Origin of the sequence: Achromobacter anxifer (genome assembly GCF_903652925.1) — a bacterium.
GTDB classification, from domain to species: Bacteria; Pseudomonadota; Gammaproteobacteria; order Burkholderiales; family Burkholderiaceae_B; genus Achromobacter; species Achromobacter anxifer.
In genome coordinates this window covers 678,117-702,594 of sequence record NZ_CAHLAR010000001.1, presented here as the reverse complement: position 1 = coordinate 702,594, position 24,478 = coordinate 678,117, and the positions used below count along the sequence as shown (strand labels likewise).

At 68.0% G+C, this 24,478-nt stretch carries 18 protein-coding genes; 11 read left to right on the top strand and 7 right to left on the bottom strand.

The window, feature by feature from the left end; genetic code table 11:
- Window positions 1–55: 55 nt before the first annotated feature.
- From HWY37_RS03220 to HWY37_RS03210, 3 genes are read right to left on the bottom strand one after another with little or no spacing between them, the layout of a single operon-like run.
- A complete protein-coding gene (locus HWY37_RS03220; protein ID WP_175211732.1) occupies window positions 56–2,440 on the bottom strand; it encodes a phospholipase D-like domain-containing protein in 2,385 nt (794 codons plus the stop codon).
- A gap of 37 nt (window positions 2,441–2,477) precedes the next feature.
- Window positions 2,478–5,783, bottom strand: a complete 3,306-nt coding sequence (locus HWY37_RS03215) for a type VI secretion system Vgr family protein (protein WP_176087848.1) — start codon at window positions 5,781–5,783, stop codon at window positions 2,478–2,480.
- A gap of 26 nt (window positions 5,784–5,809) precedes the next feature.
- The gene (locus tag HWY37_RS03210) at window positions 5,810–6,574 is read right to left on the bottom strand and encodes a hypothetical protein (RefSeq protein ID WP_176087847.1); all 765 of its coding nucleotides are present in this window, start codon (window positions 6,572–6,574) and stop codon (window positions 5,810–5,812) included.
- Window positions 6,575–6,884: 310 nt separating this feature from the next.
- Here HWY37_RS03210 and HWY37_RS03205 point away from each other — a divergent pair, with 310 nt between their 5' ends.
- The 5 genes from HWY37_RS03205 to HWY37_RS03185 all read left to right on the top strand — a co-directional run bounded on the left by HWY37_RS03205 (window position 6,885) and on the right by HWY37_RS03185 (window position 14,758).
- The gene (locus HWY37_RS03205) at window positions 6,885–7,736 is read left to right on the top strand and encodes a M15 family metallopeptidase (RefSeq protein ID WP_175207553.1); all 852 of its coding nucleotides are present in this window, start codon (window positions 6,885–6,887) and stop codon (window positions 7,734–7,736) included.
- Between the two features lie 28 nt (window positions 7,737–7,764).
- Window positions 7,765–9,153: a hypothetical protein gene (locus HWY37_RS03200; protein WP_175207554.1), complete on the top strand. Its 1,389-nt coding sequence runs from the start codon at window positions 7,765–7,767 to the stop codon at window positions 9,151–9,153.
- Window positions 9,154–9,273: 120 nt separating this feature from the next.
- A complete protein-coding gene (gene tssM, locus HWY37_RS03195) occupies window positions 9,274–12,981 on the top strand; it encodes a type VI secretion system membrane subunit TssM (protein ID WP_175207635.1) in 3,708 nt (1,235 codons plus the stop codon).
- Window positions 12,978–13,961, top strand: coding sequence for a type VI secretion system-associated protein TagF (tagF, locus tag HWY37_RS03190; protein WP_175207555.1), 984 nt, complete (start codon window positions 12,978–12,980; stop codon window positions 13,959–13,961). Before tssM ends, tagF begins: the two co-directional genes overlap by 4 nt.
- A gap of 2 nt (window positions 13,962–13,963) precedes the next feature.
- On the top strand, window positions 13,964–14,758 hold the full coding sequence (locus HWY37_RS03185) for an OmpA family protein (protein ID WP_175207556.1): 795 nt from the start codon (window positions 13,964–13,966) through the stop codon (window positions 14,756–14,758).
- Window positions 14,759–14,802: 44 nt separating this feature from the next.
- On the opposite strand, the gene tssA is transcribed toward HWY37_RS03185, so the two are convergent.
- Entirely contained in the window at window positions 14,803–15,903 is a 1,101-nt protein-coding gene (gene tssA, locus HWY37_RS03180; protein ID WP_175207557.1) for a type VI secretion system protein TssA, read from the bottom strand.
- Window positions 15,904–16,072: 169 nt separating this feature from the next.
- Here tssA and HWY37_RS03175 point away from each other — a divergent pair, with 169 nt between their 5' ends.
- Window positions 16,073–16,324, top strand: coding sequence for a hypothetical protein (locus HWY37_RS03175; protein WP_175207558.1), 252 nt, complete (start codon window positions 16,073–16,075; stop codon window positions 16,322–16,324).
- A gap of 36 nt (window positions 16,325–16,360) precedes the next feature.
- Window positions 16,361–16,630 (top strand): PAAR domain-containing protein, encoded by a 270-nt coding sequence (locus tag HWY37_RS03170; protein ID WP_042795237.1) that lies wholly within the window; start codon window positions 16,361–16,363, stop codon window positions 16,628–16,630.
- 42 nt (window positions 16,631–16,672) lie between these two features.
- On the opposite strand, the gene HWY37_RS03165 is transcribed toward HWY37_RS03170, so the two are convergent.
- Window positions 16,673–17,116, bottom strand: coding sequence for a hypothetical protein (locus HWY37_RS03165; protein WP_175207559.1), 444 nt, complete (start codon window positions 17,114–17,116; stop codon window positions 16,673–16,675).
- A gap of 190 nt (window positions 17,117–17,306) precedes the next feature.
- Between HWY37_RS03165 and HWY37_RS03160 the strand changes: the two genes are divergently transcribed.
- Together HWY37_RS03160 and HWY37_RS03155 are read left to right on the top strand one after the other, a co-directional pair.
- Complete coding sequence (locus HWY37_RS03160) at window positions 17,307–18,737, top strand: tetratricopeptide repeat protein (RefSeq protein ID WP_246302165.1); 1,431 nt, start codon at window positions 17,307–17,309, stop codon at window positions 18,735–18,737.
- Between the two features lie 57 nt (window positions 18,738–18,794).
- Window positions 18,795–18,959, top strand: a complete 165-nt coding sequence (locus HWY37_RS03155; protein ID WP_175207560.1) for a hypothetical protein — start codon at window positions 18,795–18,797, stop codon at window positions 18,957–18,959.
- Between the two features lie 12 nt (window positions 18,960–18,971).
- On the opposite strand, the gene HWY37_RS03150 is transcribed toward HWY37_RS03155, so the two are convergent.
- The gene (locus HWY37_RS03150) at window positions 18,972–19,733 is read right to left on the bottom strand and encodes a 5'-methylthioadenosine/adenosylhomocysteine nucleosidase (RefSeq protein ID WP_176087846.1); all 762 of its coding nucleotides are present in this window, start codon (window positions 19,731–19,733) and stop codon (window positions 18,972–18,974) included.
- Window positions 19,734–20,055: 322 nt separating this feature from the next.
- Between HWY37_RS03150 and HWY37_RS03145 the strand changes: the two genes are divergently transcribed.
- Together HWY37_RS03145 and HWY37_RS03140 are read left to right on the top strand one after the other, a co-directional pair.
- Entirely contained in the window at window positions 20,056–21,096 is a 1,041-nt protein-coding gene (locus HWY37_RS03145) for a DUF2235 domain-containing protein (RefSeq protein ID WP_176087845.1), read from the top strand.
- A 186-nt stretch (window positions 21,097–21,282) separates the two neighbouring features.
- A complete protein-coding gene (locus HWY37_RS03140; protein WP_176087844.1) occupies window positions 21,283–23,052 on the top strand; it encodes a GGDEF domain-containing protein in 1,770 nt (589 codons plus the stop codon).
- A gap of 88 nt (window positions 23,053–23,140) precedes the next feature.
- Here the strand turns inward: HWY37_RS03140 and HWY37_RS03135 are convergent, their stop codons facing one another.
- Window positions 23,141–24,445, bottom strand: coding sequence for an ABC transporter substrate-binding protein (locus HWY37_RS03135; RefSeq protein WP_175207564.1), 1,305 nt, complete (start codon window positions 24,443–24,445; stop codon window positions 23,141–23,143).
- Window positions 24,446–24,478 lie beyond the last annotated feature (33 nt).

Sequence of the window (24,478 nt, the reverse complement as noted above, 5' to 3'; positions counted from 1 at the left end):
CCTCTCCTAAGACTTCCCGTGGCGGCAGGAGCCGCCTTGCTGAACACGGCGGACATCAGGCCGCCTGCTCTTCCGTCCTGCCTTCTAGGATGTCTTCCTGGGACTTCCTGTCTCGTTGCTCCGCAATCATCGGGTCCATGCGCAGAGGCGGCTTCGGCGAGTCCTTTTCGCCGTCGCCCCATGCCAGCGGCATTTCAACGAAGAATCCCTTCACCTTGGAGCGCAAATAGGCGATGGCCTGTTCGATCTTGTGGTCCCTGCCCTCCATGTAATTCGGCTGCAGATCGGGCAGCTTGGTGAAGTCGTACTTGCCGGTGGGCGGCCCGTCGACCAGGATGTACCCGTCACGCAGCCGGCCGTCCGGGCCGACGTTGCCGATGGGCACGCCATTCACCTCGTACTTCTTGACCTGCTTGTAGATGGGAGGAAAGGCCCTGCGGCCATCCAGCAGATTGCGGAAGCTGTTGCGGGGCGTATGCCGGAACACGGTGCTGTAGGCCTCGCGATTGTCGTGCGCGAGTTTCTGCAAGGCCTGGATGCTGGAAAGTTCCAAAGGTCTCTCCAGGCTGATCCCCTGCGGCACGCCGGCGGCTTTCTGGACGCCTGTCGATCCGCCCTCCACCATCATGCCAAAGTGCTTGCGCCAGAGCTTCATGCGCAGGTCCCGGGCGAACTTGCGCGTCACGACTCTCACCCCGGCGCCGACATCGGTCATTGCCGCGCCGTCATCGTCCACCACCACGGCCGCCAGCTCGGTGTCGCCGTTCCCGTTCAGGCTGCGATCATTGATGTTCGCGCTGCCGATGATGGCGACCGCATCGTCGACGATGGTCAGCTTGCTGTGCACATAGACCATCTCAGTGACGACGCCCACCTTGGTCGAACCGTAGTTCCTCAGATTCAAGACCGTCAGGTACTTGCGCCACTCTTCCGCCATGCCCCAATTGGCAAGCGCGACCGCGATGTCCGCGTTCGTCTGGGCGGGCTTGGTCACATTGCGGGTCCGGCGGTGCTTGGCGTACAGCGTGGCGTTGATCCGGTTCACCAGACTGTTGCGCGCGCGCTTGACGCCTTGCAGCGCCCACCAAGTCTGCGAACTGGTCGCGGCATCTTCCATCAAGCCCTCCGGATGCTCGGGCAGCACCAGCCAAACATGGAAGGGGCGGCCCGCGTAGATGGCTGCGCCGATGGCATTGGCCAGCTCCGGGATGATGGGATTCGTTCCCGGCGAAGTGCTCTTGCCGGTCTGGTCCTGGCCGCAATCGGAAATAAAGAACTGGTTCTCGATGTAGATGTAGGCCTGCGCCGACCGGATGCAGTTGACCATCGCATCCCGGATGCTGGTCTGGTGGTTGGCCTTCCACTGCGCACGGGCAGCCTGAACGATCTTCCGGCGCTTCGCGTTGGGCACCTTCCAGTCGTCGTTGATGTACTTGTAATTGTCGCCCCACAGCTTCACCTCATCCTGCAACTGCTTGGAGGAGGCCGACCGGCAGATCTGTACCGTGGCGTTGCCGCTGCCTCGCACCTGCGGATCCAGCAAATGCTCCGGTCCCTTGGCGCGGTCGAACCAGCTCGCGTCCATGCTGGGATCGAACACGTTGGTATCCACGCGCGCAAAGCTGTTCCAGCGCAGCACGAAGTTCAGGAAGACGTCGAAGGCGGCCGGCCCCTCGACTTTCAGGGCCACGTCCTCCCAGGGTTCGCGCGGTTGCCGCAGGGGATCCAACAGCTTGCCGCCGAGCGCCGGCTCGAAACCCGGCAGTCCGCCTGAAGCCCGCGTGAGATTCTGCTCGGCCTGGGTCGGCTTTCTGGCCGCCACCAGCTGCGCGTTATACGCGTCGTTCAGCACGTGTATTTTCGGATCGATGACGACATCGAAGGACGGCGTTTCCCACCGGCCATAGGCCAGATCGATTCCGCCCAGGAAGGCTTTTTTTCCATCCACCAGCACGAACTTCTGATGATGGGAAAAAAGACTGTTTGTGGCTGGAACCCGGCCCGTATTGGGGTTCTGCAGCATGACGCGGATGGATCCCTTGCCCTTGGGCAAGCCATGCAGCATGTCCTGTGTCGTGTCATCGTGCGTATTGAGAGCCATACTGATCGAATCGTAGAGCAGGATGCGCACGTGCACCCCGCGCTGTATCGCGGCCGCCAGCAACGTAGACAGGCGGCCCGGATGGCCGCTCTCGCCGCGCCGCTCCAGCTCCACGTCGTAGTCCATCTGCCAGTCGGCGATCATGATGAAGCTTTGCGCGCCGCGGATCGCCGCCGCCACGGCCGCCATGTAGTCCCGGCCGGTGATGTAGGACTCGCAGCGGTTGCCATAGCGCGGCATGGCGAAGGGCTGGTTCAGGTCGAAGTACTGGCCCGATACCGTCGTCATCGTGTCCGGGACGATCTGCGCGGTGTACTGGTCTATGTCGAGTTTATCCATGGCCTCTTTCTTGAGCGCAAGCCGGCGGGCGGCCGCCTTATGCCTTCGTCTTGGGTTTGAGCGTCTCCATGCCCTGCGCCGACCCGTCGGCCAGGGCATGCTCGGACAGCCAGTCGGCGTGCGCCGTGTCCAGTTCCGAACCCTTGCGCGCAAAATTCAGGGCATCGAGTATCCGCTCCGACGTCGCCTGTTCCGAGGTCGTCGTCCAGCGCGCGGGCGTCATGGCCTGCGCGGTCAGACCGCTGATCAGCCACACGCGGCCGGGATTCGCCATCACCTCGCTGTGGACGGAATACTGCTGCGCTTCCGTCAGGCCGAGTTCGCCGCTGGCGGGCGTCTTCCCTTCGCTCAGGACCTCCGACCACTCCGAGGAGTCGAACACCTGGGGATTGATACGCCCTCCCGACTGCACCACCGTCAGCCCCGCGGGCACCTTCACGATCCGCCAGGTCTCGCCTTCCGGCGCGATGCCGTGCGCCCCCGGCATGTCCTGCAGGCGCAGGGCCAGCTTCATCGGTTCCGGAGCGCTCTGCACGAACACGGGCAAGGCATAGGACATCTGGTCCGGTCCGGCGAACTGCTTGTTCCCCGTCTTCACATCGATCCGCCCCGGCGCGGTCACGGTAATGTTGCCGCCTTCCAGCACGATGCTGGCGCCGGCCGCGGTGGCGATGCGGATGCGCTTGGGCGCGGCGTATTCGACCGAGGTCTTGGCGCTGCCCATGGTGATGTCCTTCTGCGCCTGCACGCGCAGGATGTCGTGCTGCGCCTGGACCTGCACGTCGCCGGTGGCGGAGATCAGGTCCAGGCCCGAGTCCGCGCCGCCCTGCTGCAGGCCGGCGACGATGCCCAGGCCCTGCCCGGTGTGCACGCGCAACGCGCCCATCACGGCCAGGTTCTGGTCCCTGCCGGACGACCAGTGCACGGTCTCGCCGGCGGTGTATTGCATGTGTTCGCCGGAGACCTGCGCAAGGCCGGCGCGCGCGGCCATCAGCACGACCGGATCGGTCAGGTGCGGCACCTTGCCGTCGGCCGCCTGGGTGTGCTTGGCGGAAGCGTCGCTGCGCGCGCCGTCCAGGCTGTCGCCCGCAACGGTGCCCGAAACGGCGCGGTGCATGGCCGCCAGAGGCGCCTTGCCGTCGTCCAGCACGCTGGCGTCCGCGCCCTTGGCGCCCAGCGCGCTCGCCAGGCGCAAGCCCTGGTGCGCGCCGACCACGCCATCCAGCGAACGCGCCATCTGGTCGGCCTGGCTGGCCAGCGCCTGCAGCCCCGCGGCCTCGCCGGCGGGACCTGCGTTGCCGCCGGCGCCGACGTAGGTGCTCAGCAGCACGCCCGCGCCGCCGCGCACGGCGCCATAGGCGTCGGTGCGCAGTTCGGCGCCCAGGCCGCGCAGTCCGCCGCGGTAGTTGCCGGCCTGGTGGATCAGATGGCCGAGGTTCAGCTCGCTGGCTTCCAGGCTGCTCTTGATCTGCAGCCGCATCTGGCCGTCGCTGTCGTCGAACACGATCTGGTTGTAGCCGGAGCCGCCGAATTCCTTGCTCTTGAAGCCGCTGAGCGCGGCGGCGTTGCGATGGTTGTCTTCGCCGCCGCCGGCGCCATGCCAGGCGGGCGCGTTGCCCCCCGCCAGGTTGGCCTGGGCGCTGGGCGCGGTGTCGCGGGCCGCGGCATAGACCTGCGTATCGGACTGCCCGCCGTCGCGGCCGCCCGGCGTGGCGGGCGTGCCGCCCTCGCCGCGGCCGTTGTACAGCGCGCCCACGACGATGGGCTGGTCCACGTCGTCGTCCAGGAAGCGCACCAGCACCTCCTGGCCGATGCGCGGCACGAAGCTCATGCCCATGCCGGCGCCCGACTGGCGCTGCGCCACGCGGGCCCAGCGGCTCTTTGCCAGGCCTTCATCGCCATCGGCCTGCCAATGGAAGCGGATGCGCACGTCGCCGCGCTTGTTGCGCAGAATCTCGTCGCCGCCCTGGGCCTGCACGGCGCCGTCGGCGCCGGTCACGATGGCCGTGTGCACGCCATGCACGGACGGCGCGCCGCTCAGACGCGCGCCGCGCGCTTGCGGCAAGGCCGGACGCCAGGGGCGGTCGCAGCGCACGGCCTGGAAGCGGTTGGCGTAGCCGACCTCGCGCGCCTTGGCCAGCACGGCGGCGTCGGCTTGCGGCAGGTCCGCGTTCGGACGCGCTGCGCCGGGAGGCGCAAGCGCCTCCGCATCCAGCGTCAGGTGCGCGTCCAGTCCGCCCAGGCGCTGCGCCAGCGAGGCGCGGGTCTCGGGCGGCAGGTTGTTGATGCCGATGTGCTCGACCCGGTCCAGCGCGAAGACAGGCTCGAAGCCCTCTTCGCCCGCCGGTCCCAGCGCCGACATGTTCTGCAGGGTGAAGCGGGTGCCGGAACGGAACGTGCGCACACCTCCCAGGCCGACGAAGGTCTCCGCGCCGGCCTGCACCGCTTCGATGGCCAGGTTGGCCTGGCGCCGGGCCTCGGCCTCGTCGGCGAAGCCGCCATGGCCCGCCACCTCGTACCATTCCAGCCCGGTCTCTTCGCTACCGTCGGCGGGCCGCGCCAGCGCTTCAGCCGCCACGGCGCGCTTGCCGCCGTCGTGCCAGCCCAGGACCGTGACGCGGTCGGGGCCGCGCCGCCACTGGCGCACCATGGCTTGCACGGTGTCGCGCGATTCGGTCGCGCCTGCGCGGTGAAAGCGCACACCGCCGCTGGCGGACTCGGCGTCTTCTGCCAGGCCGCGGCTGTCGGCAAAGATCAGCACCACGTGCCGCGCGGGCACTTCTGGGTCTTCGACCACCGTCCAGCCCAGGCCCGCCTCGACCAGCAGGCGGCTGATGAAGTCATAGTCGGTTTCGCGGTACTGCGTGGTGTAGGGGCGCGACGCCACGCGGGCCAGCGCCTCGGTCGCGTCGGCGCCCACGCGATGCACATAACCTTCGTAGCCACCCAGCACGTGGCCGACGATGTCCAGCACGGAACGCGCTTCGAACACGCGGCTGTTGCGCTGCTGCGTGGCCAGCCACAGCCACGGCGCGATCGTCAGGCGGTAGCGCGCCAGTCCGGCGTCGCCGGACAGCAGCTCGGCTTCACGCACTAGGCCGCTGCGGCCCGCGCGGCTGCCGTCGGCGCGCGTGGTCCACAGCGTGACAGGCCGCGAGATCATGTCCCCCAGGTCCAGGCCGGCGCTGTCGGACAGCGCCACCAGGCGGATCTGCGCGATGCCGGACAAGGCTTCGCGCGCGATCCATCCTTCGACCTGCAGCGAGGCGAGCGCGCCCTCGCCTTCCAGGCCGTAGAGGCGGGCGTCTGAGCTGAACAGGCCGGGCGTTGCAGTCGGATCCATTGCGGAAAAAAACCTTCTCTGAAGACTCAGGGTTCGACGTTGGCTTGCGGATTGGGGCATTCGGGCGCGGTACCCCAATAGCCCGAGCAAACCCGCAAGCGGCATTGCTCGCTTTCCAGGAACCCCAGCTTGCGGCACTGCTCCAGGCGCGCGGTCAGGGGCGAGCCCGGCAGTTCGCGGACGAAGACGCCATCGTTCTTGTAGACCTTGGTCCCGGGCGGCGAAGCGGGCGGCAGCCCGTAGGACATCAGCGCCGCAAGCAACGCCGCGTCGGAGTCGTTGCTGGGCGTCTTGCCGCCCTTGGGCGCGGCCCGCGACGCGGCGGCGCGCGCGCTGTTGGCGGCATGCTCCGCGTGCTGTGCCGCGGGTCCGCCGGCCTTGGGCGCGGCGGCCGGCGCGGGCGCCTGGGTCTGGGCTTGCAATGCAGCGCGCGGCTGCGGCGGCGCGGCGGTGACAGCCAGCGCCGACAAGGGGTTCTCCGGCACACGGTCCGCATCGGCATCCGGACGCGTCAGCTGCGCCAGCGGGTGGTCTTCGATGATGGCCGCGGCAGAAGGCGGCGCTTCGGCTTCGGGCGCGCGCGCGACCGCCACGGGCGCAGGAGCCGAGGCAGCGGGCTGCTGCGCTTGCGCCGCCGGCGCGCCGGACTCCGCCACCACGGGCAAGGCAGGCGCATCGAACACGCTGTACAACACAGCGCCCGCGGCGCCGGTCAGCAACAGCAGCAGCAATGCCAGCGGCAAACGGGAACGGCGCTTGGGCGCCAGGTGCTTGACCTCCGCATCGGGCACGCGGCCTTCCAGGGCGGCCAGGATGCGCGACGCCGCGCGCTCATCCGGAGACGGTGAGCGGCCTGCGAGCAAACTGGGAACGGAGGTCGGTGATCGCGATCTTTTTTCGTCTTCTGTCATGCGAAGTCCCGTGTCTGCAGGGGCGGTTTGCACCCCTGTAACCAAGGGGTTCGAGAATACCCGATGAGTTCTTCCGCATCATCGTTTCTTGTTACGAGTTCTAAGCCACAGACGCGTTTTGCAACGTCCAAGCGCTTGCCTGAATCCTGAATAGAACAAAAGATTACGCCTTCGTAACCGAGGGACCTCCTTGCTGCTCCTGCTGCCCCTGTATTTCCTGATCGCCATAGGCGTGTCCGCGCTGCTCGTCTTCCCCTCTCTGCGGGAGGCTACGGCGCGGGGCGCGCGCGCGCTCGCACAGGGAATACGGCGGGGAATGGCGCGCGGCGCGGGTCAGGCCGGAGAGGCCGTCGGCGGCTCCGCGCAGGTCGTGCGCGCAGGCTTCGGAAAGGCCGGCGGCGCATTTGCCGCATACCGCTGGCACATCGCCGCGGGCTTGCTGGTGGTGTTGCTTCCGTCACTTTTCGCTTTCGTCATGCGACACAATCACACATTTTTTTACGAGGATCGGACGGCAGGTCCGGACCCTCGCATCCAGGCGCTATTGACCGGCGAAAGACTGGTTCCGCCGCCCCCGCTGCCGCCCGAAGCCTTCACCACGCGCGAGGTGGAATTGGTGCGTCCGAACCTGGGCGGCGCTAGCCGCGACTGGAATCTGCTGGACGCCGATTACCGCCAGCGCCTGCTGGCCGCGTACCGCGTGATGCGCGAGGAGCACGGCTATGAAATGGTGCTGATCGAAGGCTATCGCAGCCCCGAGCGGCAGGCCGACCTGGCCAAGATGGGCACTCACGTGACCAATGCCGGCGCCTACCAGAGCTATCACCAGTTCGGCCTGGCCGCCGACAGCGCCTTCCTGCGCGAGGGCAAGGTGGTGGTGTCCGAGAAGGATCCCTGGGCCATGCGCGGCTACGAACTGTTTGGCGAGACCGCCGAGCGCGTCGGTCTGACCTGGGGCGGCCGCTGGAAGATGATGGACTTCGGCCACACCGAATTGCGCCGGCCCGGCGTCCTGCAGCGCGGCGGCGGAGCCGCGCAATGATCAACCCAGAAACTGTCGGACCGCATTCATGAGCCGCATCCTCAAAACCGGGCTGTTGCTGGCCCTCGTCTTCGGCGTGGTCTGGCTTGCCGTCATCATCTGGTGGCAGGAGTCGCGCACGCTGCCCACGGGTGTGGACATCGGCCTCTATCTGTTTGCGCTGCCGCTGGCGCTGATCGCTGCCATATGGGGCGGCGCGCGCATCGTGCGGGCGCGCCGCGAGGCCCGCGCCGCGCCTGCACAGCCCGCGCAGGACGCTGCCGCCCAGACCGCCGAACCCGCTCCCGAGGCCGCAAGCCTGCGGCTGCTGGCCAGCGCGGCCAGCGCCGCCATGGGTAGCGAGCCCGCCGCCATCCACGCCGCGCTGGCCGCGCAGCAACGTCCCGACCTGGACCCGTCCTTCAAGAACGTGCAGGGCTTTCCGGTCTTCAGCGCCCGCGCGCCGCAACTCGACACCGATGCCTTGCGCGCCGCGGCGCGCGAGGCCGGCGCGCCCGCCGCGGCGCTGGACGAAGAGCGCTTGCGCGCCGCCGCCCTGCTGGCGGAAGTGGTGGAAGCGCTGTCGCGGGAAGCGCGCGGCATCGTGCTGAGCCAGGGCGAACCGCAACGCGATGACGCCTGGCCGCAACTGCAGCTGGAACTGCTGCTGCCCGCGGACTGGCCCGACGCCGTGCGCGACCATGCCGCGAGCCAGGCGCTCGCGGCCGCGGCATGGCCCGCCAGCCGCACCATCCAGCGCCTGCATGCGGCGCAAGGCGCGCTCGCCTGCGACAGCCTGCTGCGCCAGCTGGCGCAGGAGCCGTTGACCGCGCGCAGCGCCACGCTGCGCCTGGTCGCCGTGGCCGATTCCTACATCGACGCCGCGCGGGTCCAGGAGTGGGACGCGGCCGGCACCCTCATGTCCAATACCAACCCGCAGGGCCGGGTTCCCGGGGAAGCCGCGGCCGGCCTGTTGCTGGACCTGGCTCCCCCCGCCCCCGGCGCCACGCCTGCGCCCGCCGAAAGCGCGCTGTCCCTGACCTTGTCGGCGCAGGCGCCGCGCGCGGTCGGCGCCGACTCGCGCGGCGCGCGCCATGAACCCCGGCTGACCGAGTTGGCCACGCAATTCCTCGAACAACATGGCCAGCCCGCCGACGCCATCGCCGCGCTGGTCAGCGACGCCGACCACCGGGGCAGCCGCCCGCTGGAAACCGCGGGCCTGGCTTCGGAGCTGTTTCCGGCGCTGGACCCCAACCAGGACTGCCTCGCGGTCGGTTCCGGCTGCGGCCATACCGGCGCCGCCGCGCATCTGCTGACCGTGGCCGTCGCCGGCGCCGCCTGCGCGCAAGCCGGCGCGCCCGTGCTCGCTCTCATGACCCAGGACCCCGCGCTGCGGACGCTGGTGCTGGTGTCTTCCTCCGAATCTCTCCCCGCCTGACCCACAAGAACATAGCCCATAACCATGCGCAGTCCATCCGATCTCCTCTCCGGCACATCCCGCGCCATCAGCGAAGGCCGACATTGGTCCTCGCGCGTGCTGGCCAACCCGCGCACCTTCATGGCGCTCGGGCTGGTCGCCCTGGTGATATTCCTGTTCCTGTTCGCCGACACGGTCGAACTCGGCCTGGCCTGGGCCGGCATCGCCCTGGGCGTCTGCCTGCTGCTGTGGCTGTGCGCCTATCTGTGGCGCCGGCGGCGCACGCGCAAGGCCAACAAGAACCTGGGCGACATGCTGGAACAGCAGGTGCAGACGGGCGCGGCCGCCGCCAACCGCAACGATGTGGAGGCGCTGCGCACGCGGCTGGTGCAGGCGGTGCGCACCATCAAGACCTCGAAGATCGGCCAGACCTCGGGCAACGAGGCCCTGTACGAGCTGCCCTGGTACATCGTCATCGGCAACCCCGCCGCCGGCAAGAGCAGCGCCGTGATCAATTCCGGCCTGCAGTTCCCCTTCGCCGACAAGAACGGCGCGGCGGTGCGCGGCGTGGGCGGCACGCGCAACTGCGACTGGTTCTTCACCACCGAAGGCATCCTGCTGGATACGGCCGGGCGCTATTCGGTGCATGAAGAGGACCGCAACGAATGGATGGGCTTCCTGGACCTGCTCAAGCGGCATCGTCCCAAGGCGCCGATCAACGGCATCATCGTGGCCGCCAGCATCGACGAATTGATGGGCGCCGGGCCCGAGTTCGCGATCAACCTGGCCAAGAACCTGCGCCAGCGCGTGCAGGAACTGACCGACCGCCTGGAAGTGTTCGCGCCGGTCTACATCATCTTCACCAAGGCCGACCTGATCTCGGGCTTCAGCGAATTCTTCTCCGACAGCGACCAGAGCGAGCGCGACCGCGTGTGGGGCGCGACCCTGCCCTACGGCGCCGAGGAAAACCGCGATGTGCTGGCCCTGTTCGACAGCCGCTTCGACGAACTGTACGAAGGCTTGAAGGAAATGGGCACGGCGCAGATCTCGCTGCGCAACAGCCGCGACCTGCCGCCGGGCCTCTTGACGTTCCCGCTGGAATTCGCCGGCATCAAACCGGCGCTGCGCACCTTCCTGTCGACGCTGTTCGAGACCAATCCGTTCCAGTACAAGCCGGTGTTCCGCGGCTTTTACTTCACCAGCGCGCTGCAGGAAGGCATCACGCAGAGTACCTCCACCGAGAAGCTGGCCGAGCGTTTCGAGCTGCGCCCCGCGGCGCGCGCGCAGACGCGCAGCGTGACCTCGAACAACGGCTTCTTCCTGCGCGACCTGTTCTCCAGCGTGATCTTCGCGGACAAGAAGCTGGTGCGCCAGCACGCCAGTCCCGCCAAGACCCGCATGCGCTACCTGGCCTTCTTCGGCCTGGTGCTGGCGCTGGGCCTGGTGCTGGGCGGTTGGAGCTGGTCGTACCTGGGCAACCGCCAGCTGGCGCAAAACGTGCAGGCCGACCTGGACAAGGTGGTGCGGCTGCAGAGCGAACGCACCGACCTGCAAAGCCGCCTGGAAGCCATGGAGATCCTGCAGGACCGCATCGAACAGCTGGACCGCTACTCTTCCAGCCGGCCGTGGTCGCTGGGCCTGGGCCTGTACCAGGGCGACGTGCTGAAGGAGCGCCTGCTGGCCGAGTACTACAACGGCGCGCGCCAGTTCATGCTGGCGCCCGTGAAGACCAGCCTGGAGGACTTCCTGGCCAAGGTCGACATCTCGGCCGCCGCGGCCGCCGGCGGCGCGCCGCAGCCGGCGCCGCAACAGGCCCGCGCCACGCATGCCGCGAACGGCGACACCCTGTTCCAGGACGCCTCGCCCACCAACGCGGACGACGCCTATAACGCGCTCAAGACGTACCTGATGATGGCCAATCACCAGCACGTCGACCCGACGCATCTGTCCGACCAGATCACGCGCTTCTGGCGCGGCTGGCTGGAGACCAACCGCGGCGCCATGCCGCGCGACCAGCTGATCCGCAGCGCCGAACGCCTGATCTCGTTCTACGTCGGCCGCGCGCAGGACCAGGGCTGGCCGCAGATCGACACCAACCTGGCGCTGGTCGAGAAGACCCGCGGCAGCCTGCGCGCCGTGATGCAGGGCATGCCGGCGCGCGAACGCGCCTACGCCACGCTCAAGGCCCGCGCCGCCACCCGCTTCCAGGCCATGACGGTGGCGCGCATCGTCGGCGAGAACGACGCCGGCGTCGTCGCCGGCAGCTATGCCATCCCCGGCACCTTCACCCGCGAGGCGTGGGAGCAGTACATCCAGCCCGCCATCAGCGAGGCCGCCAAGAAGGAAGTGCAGACCAGCGACTGGGTGCTGGGCGTGAACGCCCGCGACGACCTGACCCTGGAAGGCAGCCCCGAACAGATCCAGAAGAGCCTGGCGGCGATGTACAAGACCGAGTACGCCGAGGAATGGCAGAAGTTCCTGCGCGGCGTGACGATCAAGCCCTTCACCAGCTTCGACCAGTCGGTCGGCGCGATGAACCGCCTGGGCGATCCGCAGACCTCGCCCATCGCCAAGCTCATCAACACCACGTATGAGCAGACCTCCTGGGACAATCCCTCGCTGATCAACGCCGGGCTGCAGCAGGCGCAGAGCGGCGTGGTCGGCTGGTTCAAGCGCGTGATCCTGCGCCAGACGCCGCCTTCCGCGGCGCCCGCCACCGCCGCCAACGGCGAGGCGATACCCATGGGCCCGGTGGGCCGCGAGTTCTCCGACGTCGCCCGCCTGGTGGTGACGCGCGACAACCAGTCGTTGCTGGGCAACTACATGGGCGCGCTGTCGAAGATCCGCACCCGCTTCAACCTGCTGAACAACCAGGGCGATCCCGGCCCCGGCGCGCTGACGCTGATGCGCCAGACGCTGGAAGGCAAGGACTCGGAACTGGCCGACGCGCTGAAGCTGGTGGACGAGCAGATGCTGGCCGGCATGTCCGCGACGCAGCGCGAGACCTTGCGCCCGCTGCTGGTGCGCCCGCTGATCCAGGCCTACGCCGTGACCATGCAGCCGGCGGAGTCCGAGCTGAACAAAGTCTGGAACGCGCAGGTCTACCGGCCGTTCAACCAGACCCTGGCGGAGAAGTATCCCTTTGCCAGCCGCGCCAGCGTCGAGGCCAGCAGCGATGAGATCGGCCAGGTGTTCGGCCCGCAAGGCAGCATCGCCAAGTACGTCAACGACACGCTGGGCCCGCTGACCGTGCGGCGCGGCGACATCCTGACGGCGCGCACCTGGGGCGACATGGGCGTGAGCCTGCAACCCACCTTCACCGCCAACTTCGCGCAGTGGGTGGCGCCGCTCTCGGGCGGCGCGGCGGGCAGCGGCGCGGCCAGCCAGCCGCAGACGCTGTTCCAGATCCAGCCCAAGCCGGCTTCCGGCGTGACGGAGTACACCATCGAGATCGACGGGCAGCAGTTGCGCTACCGCAATACCCCGCCGCAATGGGTCAATTTCGTGTGGCCCAACGCCCAGGGCGCGCCCGGCGCGCGCATCACCGCCACCACCTTCGACGGCAGCGTGGTCGAGATCGTCAACGAACCGGGCCGCTTTGGCCTGGAGCGCCTGATCTCCACCGCCCAGCGCACCGCCAACCCCGACGGCAGCTTCAACATGAGCTGGGGCAAGTCCAACGTGACGGTGCCGGTGAAGCTGCGCATCATCAGCAACGCCCAGGCGCCCGGCGCCGGCGGCAGCGAGCCCGGCGGCAGCCAGGGCCTGCGCAACCTGCGCCTGCCCTCGTCCGTGGTCGGCGCTTCTCCCGAATCCTCCGCCCAGACGCAACCCGGAGCGCCGCAATGAGCAACCCGCAGTCCCCCTTGTTCCGCACGGCCTACTTCGGCAAGATCCCCAGCCGCGGCGATTTCGTGAAGAACACGTCGCATCCGCAGCTGATGGCCACGCTGGACGCCTGGGTCGCCGACACCATGGAGATGCTGGCGCAGGAGCCGCACTGGAAGGCGCTGTACGACGAGGCCGAACCCATGCCGTTCGCCATCCTGGGATCGCGCGGCAAGCTGGCCATCGCGGGGCATCTGCAACCCAGCCAGGATCTGTCGGGCCGCCGCTATCCGTTCCTGTCCGCCACCTCGGTGGAAGTGCAGAAGCCGCTGGCCTTCATCGCCCGCAGCCCCATCGCCTTCAGCCGCATGTGGAACCGCATGAGCGGCGCCGCCGCAGTGTTGATGCATGACAGCGACCCGGCCTCGGCGCTGCAGACGCTCAACGAGCTGGAAGGCGAGATCCGCACGGCGGCCGACGACGGCTTCGACGCCTTCGTCGACCTGCAGACCCTGGAACGGCTGGAAGCGATGCTGCGCGGCAATGGCCACGCCGCGCGCGTGCACGACATCATCCTGGCGCTGGGCATCCTGCTGGAGCCGGTGATGTCCAGCGGCTCCTCGCAGCTGGACAAGGGCCTGTCGCTGCCGCTGCCGGACGATCCGCTCTACATCAACCTGGTGGCCGCCTACTGGATGGCCCTGATCTCGCCCTTCCTGTCGCGCGCGGACTTCGAGATCACCATCTTCATCGGCCGCATCGCCGGCAAGCACCGGCTTGCGGTGGATTTCCGCGGCGCCTCGCCGCAGACGCTGGCCAGCCTGCTGTCCACGCCGCAGGCGTATGCCGACCAGCACATCGTGCTGGAGGACGCGCCCTGGGTCCGCAACCACGTGTCGGCCAGCCACGGCCTGGCCAAGCTGTCCAGCTATCTGGACCAGCCGCGGCTGTCCCTGCGCCTGGCGCTGGACACCTTTCTCGAAGTCTTTACCGGAGCCTGACCATGCGCCTTTCCTTCATGCTCATGGCGGCGCTGTGCGCCTTTTCGGCGGCGGCCCAGGACGCGGCCACGGTGGTGCCCGCCAATGTCATCCCCCAGCCCGGCCAGGTCGTGGCCAGCGGCGCCGTGCCGGACGAGGCCACCAAGGCCGACGTGCTGGCTCGGCTGCAGCAGGTGTACGGCGTGGGCAATGTGATCGACCAGATCGACGTGGGCGGCGTGGTCGCGCCGCCGAACTGGTCCGAACACGTCGGCAAGCTCATCGGCCAACCGCTGAAACAGATCAATCGCGGCCAGCTGGAAATCGACGGCACCCAGATCCGCCTGCGCGGCGAGGTGCAGAACGAAGCCTCGCGCCAGCAGATCGCCAGCGCCTTCGCGACCTCGCTCAACCCCACCTACAAGATCGTCAACGGGCTGCGCGTATCGGCCAGCAAGGATGAACAGGGACTGCTCGACCAGGTCCTGACCAACCGCGTGGTGGAATTCGAGACCGGCAGCGCCACGCTGACGGCGCGCGGACGCGAACTGCTGGACAAGGTGGCGGACGTGGTGCCCAAGCTGCACAGCGACAAGGTGCAGATCATCGGCCACACCGACAGCTCCGGCAGCCGCAGCACCAACCTGGCGCTGAGCCAGGCGCGCGCGGACGCGGTCAGGGCCTATCTGGTGGACAAGGGCTTGCCGCCCGCGCGCTTCGAGACGCTGGGAGCCGGGCCCGACCAGCCGGTGGCCACCAACGCCACCGCGGAAGGCCGCGCCAAGAACCGCCGCATCGAGTTCCGCGCCAGCCGCTGAATTGCAGGCCGGCCCTCACGGGCCGGCGCTGGCTCAAGCGGCGCTCAGCCGTTGCTGTCCGGCGGCTTGGGCACGCCCAGCAGCTCTTCCAGGCCCGACAGGGCATCGTTGTTCTTGAGGACGGTGCGCAGCCACAGGTGCAGCGACATCTCGCCCCAGCTGGCAGCCTTGTCGGCCAGATAGGCCACCGGGCTGTGAGGCTCGGTGCGGCGGAAGAATTCCGCCACTTCGCGCAGTTGCGCCAGGGCCTGATCGCGGGTCTGCAGCGGGCCGCGCGCGGGCGCGGCGGATACGGGCTCGGCGGCGGGCAAGGTCGGCTCCAGGCGTGTGGGGGAAGGCGCCGCAACGGGCGCCACGGCGGCCGGCGGGGCCGTGTCGGCGCGCACCAGCAAGCCGGCGTCGCGGGCGAAGCGGCGGGTCAGTTCGGTCACATCGCGCAGGGCTTCGCGCACCGGCGTAAAGGCCGGGCCGTCATCGCCCAGGCGCTCGGCCAGCGTCTGCTCCAGCGTGTCCAGCGCCGCAAAGCAGCCTTGCAGATTGCCTTCCAGTTCGGAATAGAAGGCCGGCGGTGTGTCGCGGCGCGCGGCGTCGAACTGGTCCAGCGTGAGCTTGCCGCGCGTGATCTCGGCGGCGTTCTGGGGCGCGCGCTTGACGGCGTTGGCCAGGTGCGTGGCGCTGTCCCACAAGGCCGCGCCATAGCGCCCGCCCTCGGACTGCGTCAGCGGCAATTCGCGGATCAGCTGCTGCGACCGCGACAGCAGCCAGGCCAGGTTGCCCACGCGCTGCTGCACGTCGCCTTCGTCCGGCACCGGATGCAGGCCGTCCCAGTAATTGCGGCACAGGCCGTCCACCAGCAGGTAGCCGTCGCGCAGGCCGGCGAAGCCGCGCGTCTTGGCCCAGGCCTCGGCCAGCCAGGCCGCCACCCGCACGTCCTTGCTGCGGTCGCGCAGCACCGTTGTGCAGATGCGGATGGCCTCGGGCCAGTCGGCCTCCTTGATGTCGATGACCCAGTCGCCCTGGTCCAGGTTCGGATCATCGTGGCGGCGGGCTTCGCGGATGGCGTCGAACTCGGCGGAAAACACCATGTCGTCGCCACAAGGCGCGTCGCCCGGAATGGGCTGCAGCAGTGTGTCGATATCGCTCATATAAGTCTGGTCGGATGGCAGGATCGCAAACGCCGCGCTACGGCGGCGGCGAGAAGAGGACCGATCCTCCCATATCTGTAACGACGTTGCGTTTGAAGATGACACGTCCTATTACAAAACGCATCACGGACCCTGGATATCATGCGGGTTCCCCAGAAAAGGAACCGCGATGAACAAGTCATTCCACATGATGCCCGACGGCAGCTTCATCATTGGCAAGCCGCGCCGCTGCCCCGACGGCAGCTACGTCGGCGACGGCGGCCCCATCACGCGCGCCCCCGACGGCACCTATGTGGCCGGCAAGCCGCAGCGCGCGCCCGACGGCCGCTACCTCGGCGGCGACGGTCCGGTGCGCATGGCGCCCGACGGCAGCTTCGTCATCGGCACGCCGCGGCAGGCCCCGGATGGCACCTATCTGTAAGCACACATAACAAATCTGACAGGGCAACAGGCAGTCATGGCGCAGCTATCGGTGATACGCAAGGGCGACCGCACCTCCCACGGCGGCGTGGTCGTCACGGGCGACGAAACGGTGATGATCTTCGGCCAGCCCATGGCCCGCCTGGGCGACCGCGTCACCTGCCCCAAGTGCAGCGGCACGCACACCATCGTCGAAGGCGCGGCCGCCGTCAGCTCGGACCGGCGCACGGCGCTGGAAGGCATGAAGACGTCCTGCGGCGCCACGCTGATCGCCAGCCAGCAGTTCTACCGGCTGGAGCAAGGCTAGGCGCGGGCATTGCGCCCGCAGCCGCGCGACCGCCCCAGGCCGCTACGCGGCGGACGGCGCGCAAAGGCGCCACAGCCCCCACCGCAACGCCAGCACCGCGAACGCGATGGGCAGCACCATGTGCAGCTGTTCCACGAACAATTCCATCGTGGCCTCGCCCGGCGCCCAGGTATTGCCGAACACCCGGGGATCGGGCGGCGCGGCGTATAACGCCACCAGCGCGGCGAGCAGGGTCGCCGCCGCCCGCCACGGCGCCGACCGGCGCACGCGCCCCACGCGCTCGGCCAGGATCAACACCAGCAGGCCCAGCAGCCCCGCCATGGCCGCATCGACGTAGAAATCTTGCGGCTCGTACGTGTAGGGCGCGTCCGGCAGCAACCAGCCATAGGCCCCGGTCTTCAGCACCGAAGTCAGGCAGGCGCCAAACAGCGCGGCGGCCGCGGACAGCAGCAGGAAATCGCAGATACGCAGGATCAGTTTCGGCATTGTGGAACGGGAGTGCGCCGCTTGAAGCAGCGGATGGACGTGCGCGAGCATGCCATAGGATGGCGCGCGCCGCATCGACTCTATCTCCCGGCCCGCGACATGGCCTGTATCCCCGCAGTACGCGCCGGTTCTCTGAGAGAATGGCCGCCTGGCCCGAAGGGCCCCACCGCCGAGACATCAAGCAGCACCCATGACGCTCCCGCAATCCAGGTTGTCCCCTCCGTTGTTGCCCGGCGCGCTCGCTCTCGCGCTTGCGCTGGCGATGCCCGCGCAGGCAGCCTCGCCCGCCTACGCCATGAACAACGCCGCGCCCCGCAAGACCACCACCCGCAGCACACCCGCCGCGCCGCCCCAGGGCATGCCTCAATACGGCAAGGGCGAGCATGGCCGCTACCTGGTCCTGCGGCTGGAAAATGATCGCGGCGACGCCCTCGCACCCAACATGCCCTACCGCCTGTTCCTCACGGCCAAGGAGCATTCCATCGAGGGCACGCCCGACCACGACGGCATCGTGCACGGCGTCACCGACGCGCTGGGCCGCAGCGCCTGGATCTGGACACGCGAGCCGCACGCCGCCCGGGACTACACCCTGATCCGGCGCATCGGCGACGGCCCCTGGGGCCAGGTGTTCCAGCTGCAATCGAGCTGGGACCAGGCGCCGCTAAAAGGCCGGCCCTACCTCACCACCATGCGCGTGCGCTGGGGCGAGCGCTGGGCGGACCTGGGCTACAGCGACGCCCAGGGCAACACCGCGTACTTCAGCCACAGCCTGCCGGCAGGCACGCTGTCGATCTCCCTCGAAGCGACCGCGACCGAGGACCGCGAGTGCTTCGACGAGCTGGACGCCATCAACCGCAAGTTCAACCAGGGCGACGCCGAGGGCGCGCTGCGGCTGGTGGACGCCGCGACTTGCACCGGGCAGCCGCAGCATCAACTGGACATGGCCAACCTGCTGCTGATGTCCGGCCGCAACGACCTGGCGCGGCAATGGCTGGAACGCACTCGCGTGCAGCCCGCGGCCGAACCGCCCAAGCCCCTGGAGCAGGAAACGCTGCAGGAGCGCTACAAGCTGGAGCGCCTGCTGGGCATGCCGGCGCAAGCCCTGGCCGACGCCCGCGAGCTGCAGCGCCGGCAGGCCCAGGCGCCGCAGGCGGACGACGAGCCCGACTGGCACAACGACATCGCCTACTTCCTGGCGGATTTTCCCGAGCATCTGGCCGAAGCCGAGGCCCAGGCGCGCCAGTCGATCGACACCCTTGGGGCCGGCCCCTACAACCAGGGCACGCTGGGCTGGATCCTGGCCCTGAGGGGCGATGTCGACGGCGGCCTGGCGCTGATGAAGCTGTCCTACCGCGAGATCCCGCGCAACGAGGAAATCGTGGCCGACTACGGCCTGGCGCTGTGGCGCCACGGCCAACGCGGGCAAGCCACGCGCCTGTGGGACCAGGCACAGGCGCAATGCGTGTGGGGCCAGCGCATGTACGAGGCGCTGCGCGAGGCGCGCTATCCGCATCCCTACTTCCAGCCGGCGAATTCCGCCGCGGCGAGCGCCTACCAGAAGCGCTGCTCCATCCCCGTGGCCAAGGACAAGACCCGGCGCAGCGCCCTCCCCGGAGCGTAAAATGAGCAACATGGACACGAGGCAAACCCTGCCTCGGAGCCCGTGCAGGAGACCATCATGAAATCCGCTCTGACCCGCCTGCTTACGCTTCTGGCTACGGCCATGCTCCTGGCTGGCTGCGCGCCGGGCGAAGGCGGCCCGCCTCATCCGGGCGCGGTCAATCCCTATAGCAGCGGCGGGTTCAGCGACCCCGGCCCCAACTATCCCGACACCGGCCCCTGAGCGCCGCGGCCCTCAATCCTGCCGGAACGCGCCGGATTGCAACAAGGGTGCCAGGACCCCCGCGGTGTAGACCCGCGCCAGGTTCACCAGGAAATCGGTGAAATCCGTCTTGGCGGCATGGTCGGCCTGATCCGAGATCACGCGCAGCACCGCGAACGGAACGCCGAACTCGTAGCAGACCTGCGCCATCGCCCCGCCCTCCATCTCCAGGCATAGCGCCTCGGGCAGGCGTTGGCGCAGCCGGTGCGCGTAGTCGTTGTCGTTGACGAAGACGTCGCCGGTGGCGATCAGGCCGTGATGCACCTTCGGCCGGCGCGCGCCCTGCCCCGCCGGCAAGCCCGCATGGCCGCGCGCGAATTGTCCGGCGCTGTCCAGCAGGCGTGCGCTCAGGACGGGATCCGCAGCGAAGTCCTCGCGTCCCAGCAAAGGGATTTCATGCTGCGGGAACAAGGGGCGCGCATCCATGTCGTGCTGCATCAGCGCGCTGGCGACCACCACGTCGCCCACCGCCACGTCTGGATGCAGGCCGCCCGCCAAGCCCGTGAAGATCACGCGTGAGGCCTGGAATTCCTGGATGACGATGGACGCCGTCGCGGCCGCGGCCACCTTGCCGATCCGGCTCAGCGCGATCACGCAGGGCGTGCCCCACAAGGTGCCGACGTGGAAGTCGCGCATGGCGACACGATGTATGACCGCGCCCGGATCCATCGCCGCGAGCAGGTCGGCGATTTCTTCGTGCAATGCGCCAAGTATGGCGAGGCGTCCGGTGTGCATGTTCTCAATCTTTCGTATGCGGCCCCAAGCCGCGCAGCCCGCAACATACCCCAAGCGGGGCCCCGCCGCCAACGCGCTCCCCGGCGGCCTGGATTGCGACTTTCGATGTAGTTCAGGCTTCCCCCTGCGCGTGCGCCGCCGGCGGATCCAGCGTGCGCGCTGGATTGCTACCAAATGACTAGTCAGAAGTGCTGTGTATGCCCATGCAGCAGGGAAACCACGCCCCCGGCGCATCTTGCGCGGCGTGCTAGCTTACGTCGCGCAGGATGCGGGCCATGCAGCAAGCAGATTCATCGCAAGACTCAATCTGTGGAGAAAGATCATGGTGAAGAATCTAGCCGTATTCTTCGACGGGACCTGGAACGAACCCAACGACCGCACCAACGTCTACGAGCTCTACAAGGCGGCGCCCGAGACCTCCACGCAGGAAACCCTCTACATCGAAGGCGTTGGCACGCAAGGCCAGGGCCTGTGGGCCGCGATCGACAAGTTCGCCGGCGGAGCCTTCGGCGCCGGCCTGTCGGCCAACATACGCACGGGCTACCGCTGGCTGTGCCAGCGCCAGGAGCCGCTGGACCGCATTTTCCTGTTCGGCTTCAGCCGCGGCGCCTATTCCGCCCGCAGCCTGGCCGGCATGGTCCGCAAATGCGGCCTGCTCAACGATCCCACCGATGCCAACGTGGCCGAGGCCTACTCGCTCTATCGCGACGACAGCCCTCCCGCGTCGCTGGAGGCCACCACCTTCCGCGACCGGTTCTCGCGCGAGACCGACGTGCATTTCGTCGGCGTGTGGGACACGGTCGGCGCGCTGGGCATACCGGTGGGCGGCATACCCTTTCCCGGCTTCTCCAGCTTCTATCACTTCCACGACACCGAACTCAGCAACCACGTCCACCACGCCTATCACGCCATCGCCACCAACGAGTACCGCGAGCCCTACTTCCCCACCCTGTGGACCCGCCTGGCCAACTCCGAGCCGCGCCCGCCCGACCGTCCCGTCGAGCAACGCTGGTTCATCGGCGCGCACTCGGACGTGGGCGGCGGCTACCGCGACGGCAGCCTGCAGACGCTGCCCGCTTCATGGCTGCAGGAAAAGGCCCGCGCCGCCGGCCTGGAGGCCGGCATGGCCCAGCGCGTCGCCACCGACTACGAACAATGCGAGCCGCACGACTCCTACCGGGAATTCACCGACAAGGTGCTGATCCACGTGAAGAAACGGCCCCGGCTGTGGGACCACGCGACGGTGCTGAACCTGACGGTCGACGACAGGCTGCTGAAGCGCTTTGCGCGCAGCCAGGAGTTCCTGAAGGAGTATCCGGACTTCAAGGACGCGCTGGAAAAACTCCCTGCCGCCAAGCCGTGAAATACCTGTCGTCTCCCGACAAAAGAGGCCGCAACAGAGTGACGCAATGCGCTCGGAAATGAGACATAACGACTTAATGCGATACAAACTTCCATCCGTCGGAATCGTGCGGGAAAACAATGCTGGCTACGGTCCATTTCAAGTAATCTCCGGCCACCAGTCATTGTCCCGAGCCTATGTTTTCGCATGTTCCGCAATGTCTTCGCTCTTAAATCCCTGGAGAGGTATTTCCTCACGCTGGCTGCGGGCGTAGCGCTGCCTGTCTCCATGCTGACCGCCATCGTGGTGCAACAGAACTGGCGTTCCCTGACCTCCACCGACGACGCAATGCAAGGCTTCATCGTGGTCCGCACGACCTTGATGACGATGGAAGCGGTATCCGCCGAACGCGGCCCCATGAACGCGGCGCTGGGCTCCGACCTGCCGGTCCCCAAGAGCATCCTGCGCTCGCTGGAAGACGCCCGCCTGCGCACCAATGCGCAACTTGCCGACCTGCTCGCCCTGTACCGCGCCCCGCTCAATCCCAATGGCGCCCGGGAATTCACCAACCTCCAGCGCATCCGCCAGTCCCTGCTGGACGCGCGAGCCAGCGCCGACGAAGCGATCGCCACGCCCCGCGCCAGCGTCTCGGGCTTCAACCTGTGGACCGTGGTCGGCGACATGGTCGCGCTGGTGCCGGAACTGCGCGCGGCGATGTCCGACGGCATCGGCCTGGTAGCCCGGAACCAGAGCGAAGATTTCGACCTGCTGACCTTGGCCTTGCTGGCCGGCGAACTGCGCGAACAGGCCGGGCTGCTGGGCTCCACCTTCGCGCCCGCGCTGACCAAGCGCCGCACGCTCACCAACAACGACCAGCTGCGCATCGAGCGCGTGATCGGCCGCATCGACGAGCTGCGCGCGCTGATCGAGGCGAATATCGCCAGCATGCCGCGCAACTCCACCTCGGCCGCCTACCGCGGCCTGCAACAACAGTATTTCGGCGATGGCCTGAACTACATCGACAGCGTGCGGGCCATGGCGGAGCTGTCCTCCGAAGAATCCCTGGTGTCCATGTATGAGCTGGGCGCCAACTACGTGCCGCTGATGCAATCGATCTCGCGCTTCCGCGACCTCATGCTCAGCCAGGTCGAACGGCGCATCGGCGAAAGCCGCGCCGCCGCGATCCGAGTCCTGCTCACCACCCTGGCCGCGGCCGCCATGCTCACTGCTGCGCTCATTCTCGGCCTGAGCATGTTCCGCAAGCGCGTCATCGGCCCCTTCGTCCAGGCCACCGACATCATCGACGCGATCGCCAAGGGCGGCGAGGTTCCCCGGATTCCGGTCGACAAGTACCGCGGCGAAGTCAACGGCATGTTCAAGGCCTTGAACGTGCTGAACGACAATGCCGCCGAATTGCGCAAGCTGGAACAGGAGCGCGACCGCCTGATCCAGGATCTGGCGGTGATGGCCGAGACCGACTTCCTGACCGGCTTGCTGAACCGGCGCGCCTTTGAAAAGCGCCTGGAAGCCACGCTTGGCGACCTGCGCGACACCGACTCGGGCCTGGCCTTCATCCTGTTCGACATCGACCACTTCAAGTCCATCAACGACACCCATGGCCACGCCACGGGTGACGAAGCGCTCAAGATCGTGGCTGAACTCTGCCGCAAGACCTTCCGGCAATCGGACGTGGTCGCGCGCGTGGGCGGCGAGGAGTTCGCGGTGCTGTGCCGCGGCAGCAGCCCCGAACGCGCGCTGGACATCGCCGAGCGCATGCGCCTGAACATATCGGCCACGCGGATCAGCGCCGGCGACGGCGACGGCACGCATTTCAGCATGACCGCGAGCTTCGGCGTCGCCTATGCCCGGGGTTTCGACGCCGCGGCGCTGGATGGGCTGTCCCGCCGCGCCGACGAATTGCTTTACAAGGCCAAGCTCAATGGCCGCGACTGCGTGCTGCTGGAAGCCGCGGCCTGAGCCGCCGCGCCGGGCAGCCGCAGACCCAATCCGAAAAAAAAGCCCCGGCGATATCCTGCCGGGGCAACGCCAGCTACAGCCTGCTTGCTCAGTTCGAGTACACCTTGATCTGATCGCTCTTCAGGACATCGGGCGTCAGGCTCTTCTCGATCCATTCCATGGACGTGTCCGACACGCCCGGCGTCACCAGTTCGGCGGGGACGATCGTGATGTCGGCCAGCACCTTGAACGGATACTTGTCGCTCTTCTTGGTCACGCCAAACAGCTGCGCTTCCAGGCCCTGGCCGTCGGCGCGGTGCATCTGCACCTCGCGGCCGTAGCCCTTGAAGGTCACGTCATGCATGGCCGCCGCCACCTGCTCCGGGCTGGGCCAGGCGCCGCCGTTGTCCTTGATGGCCTTCTCGTAGCCCGCCTTCAGGCCCTGGATCGCCTGCACCATGTGATAGACCGAGTAGATCGGATAGGCGCCGGTCTTGTCGTGGAACTTCTTCACGAAGGCCTGGTGCTGCGGATCGTCCTTGGTTTCCGGATGCAGGAAGTAGTGGTCGCCGCGGGCGCCCACGTACACGCCTTCCGGCAGCGCGTTGCCCAGGCGTTCCAGCGAGCTTTCGGCCAGCGACAGCACGAAGGTCGAGTTCTTGAACAGATTGCGCTGCGAGGCCTGGCGCACGAAGTTGTCCAGGTCGCCGCCCCACGAAGTGGAGACGATGACGTCGGGACGCAGGGCCTGCAGACGGCTGATCTCGGTGGAAAAGTCGGCCGCGCCGAACTTGGGGAACATCTCGGCCACGACCTTGACGTCAGGCTTGAACTTCTTCAGCGCGGCCAGGAAGATGTCGCGCGAATCGCGGCCCCAGGCGTAGTCCTGGTTGACGATGGCGATGGTCTTGAAATCCGGCTTGACCTTCATCAGGTACAGCACCTGGGCAACCATTTCGGTGGTGGCGTTGGCCTGCGTACGCACCACGTACTTGTACTTCTTGCCTTCCAGCGCCTTCTCGGTGCCGCAGTCCCACAGCACGTTCAGCACCTTCAGGTCTTCCGCCACCGGCGCGACGATGTTGCAGTGGCCGCTGGAGATGGCCGACAGCATGACTCGCGTGCCGCCTTCGGCCAGGCGGCGGTATTCGGACAGCAGTTTCTCGCCGCCGCCGCCTTCATCGATGTAGCTGGGCACCAGCTTCACGCCGTCGATGCCGCCGTTGGCATTGATGTCCTGGATCAGGATTTCGGCGGCGTCGCGCGCAGGAACGCCGAACACCGACGCCGAGCCCGACAGATAGGTCGAAATCCCGATGTTCAGTTCCTTGGGCTTGTCCGCCGCGCCTGCCAGCGCCGCGAATCCCGACAGCAGGGTGGCGCCCAGCAGCGCCGCCAGTCTAGAAGTCTTCATGGTCTTGTCTCCAGTGTAGGTACGGGTCTGTGC

Excerpts from the sequence above, each read along its gene's own strand:
- HWY37_RS03220 (WP_175211732.1), bottom strand. The coding sequence starts at position 2,440 with ATGGATAAACTCGACATAGACCAGTACACCGCGCAGATCGTCCCGGAC.
- HWY37_RS03215 (WP_176087848.1), bottom strand. The coding sequence starts at position 5,783 with ATGGATCCGACTGCAACGCCCGGCCTGTTCAGCTCAGACGCCCGCCTC.
- HWY37_RS03200 (WP_175207554.1), top strand. The coding sequence starts at position 7,765 with ATGAGCCGCATCCTCAAAACCGGGCTGTTGCTGGCCCTCGTCTTCGGC.
- tssM (WP_175207635.1), top strand. The coding sequence starts at position 9,274 with ATGGCGCTCGGGCTGGTCGCCCTGGTGATATTCCTGTTCCTGTTCGCC.
- tagF (WP_175207555.1), top strand. The coding sequence starts at position 12,978 with ATGAGCAACCCGCAGTCCCCCTTGTTCCGCACGGCCTACTTCGGCAAG.
- HWY37_RS03185 (WP_175207556.1), top strand. The coding sequence starts at position 13,964 with ATGCGCCTTTCCTTCATGCTCATGGCGGCGCTGTGCGCCTTTTCGGCG.
- tssA (WP_175207557.1), bottom strand. The coding sequence starts at position 15,903 with ATGAGCGATATCGACACACTGCTGCAGCCCATTCCGGGCGACGCGCCT.
- HWY37_RS03175 (WP_175207558.1), top strand. The coding sequence starts at position 16,073 with ATGAACAAGTCATTCCACATGATGCCCGACGGCAGCTTCATCATTGGC.
- HWY37_RS03170 (WP_042795237.1), top strand. The coding sequence starts at position 16,361 with ATGGCGCAGCTATCGGTGATACGCAAGGGCGACCGCACCTCCCACGGC.
- HWY37_RS03165 (WP_175207559.1), bottom strand. The coding sequence starts at position 17,116 with ATGCCGAAACTGATCCTGCGTATCTGCGATTTCCTGCTGCTGTCCGCG.
- HWY37_RS03160 (WP_246302165.1), top strand. The coding sequence starts at position 17,307 with ATGACGCTCCCGCAATCCAGGTTGTCCCCTCCGTTGTTGCCCGGCGCG.
- HWY37_RS03155 (WP_175207560.1), top strand. The coding sequence starts at position 18,795 with ATGAAATCCGCTCTGACCCGCCTGCTTACGCTTCTGGCTACGGCCATG.
- HWY37_RS03150 (WP_176087846.1), bottom strand. The coding sequence starts at position 19,733 with ATGCACACCGGACGCCTCGCCATACTTGGCGCATTGCACGAAGAAATC.
- HWY37_RS03145 (WP_176087845.1), top strand. The coding sequence starts at position 20,056 with ATGGTGAAGAATCTAGCCGTATTCTTCGACGGGACCTGGAACGAACCC.
- HWY37_RS03140 (WP_176087844.1), top strand. The coding sequence starts at position 21,283 with ATGTTCCGCAATGTCTTCGCTCTTAAATCCCTGGAGAGGTATTTCCTC.
- HWY37_RS03135 (WP_175207564.1), bottom strand. The coding sequence starts at position 24,445 with ATGAAGACTTCTAGACTGGCGGCGCTGCTGGGCGCCACCCTGCTGTCG.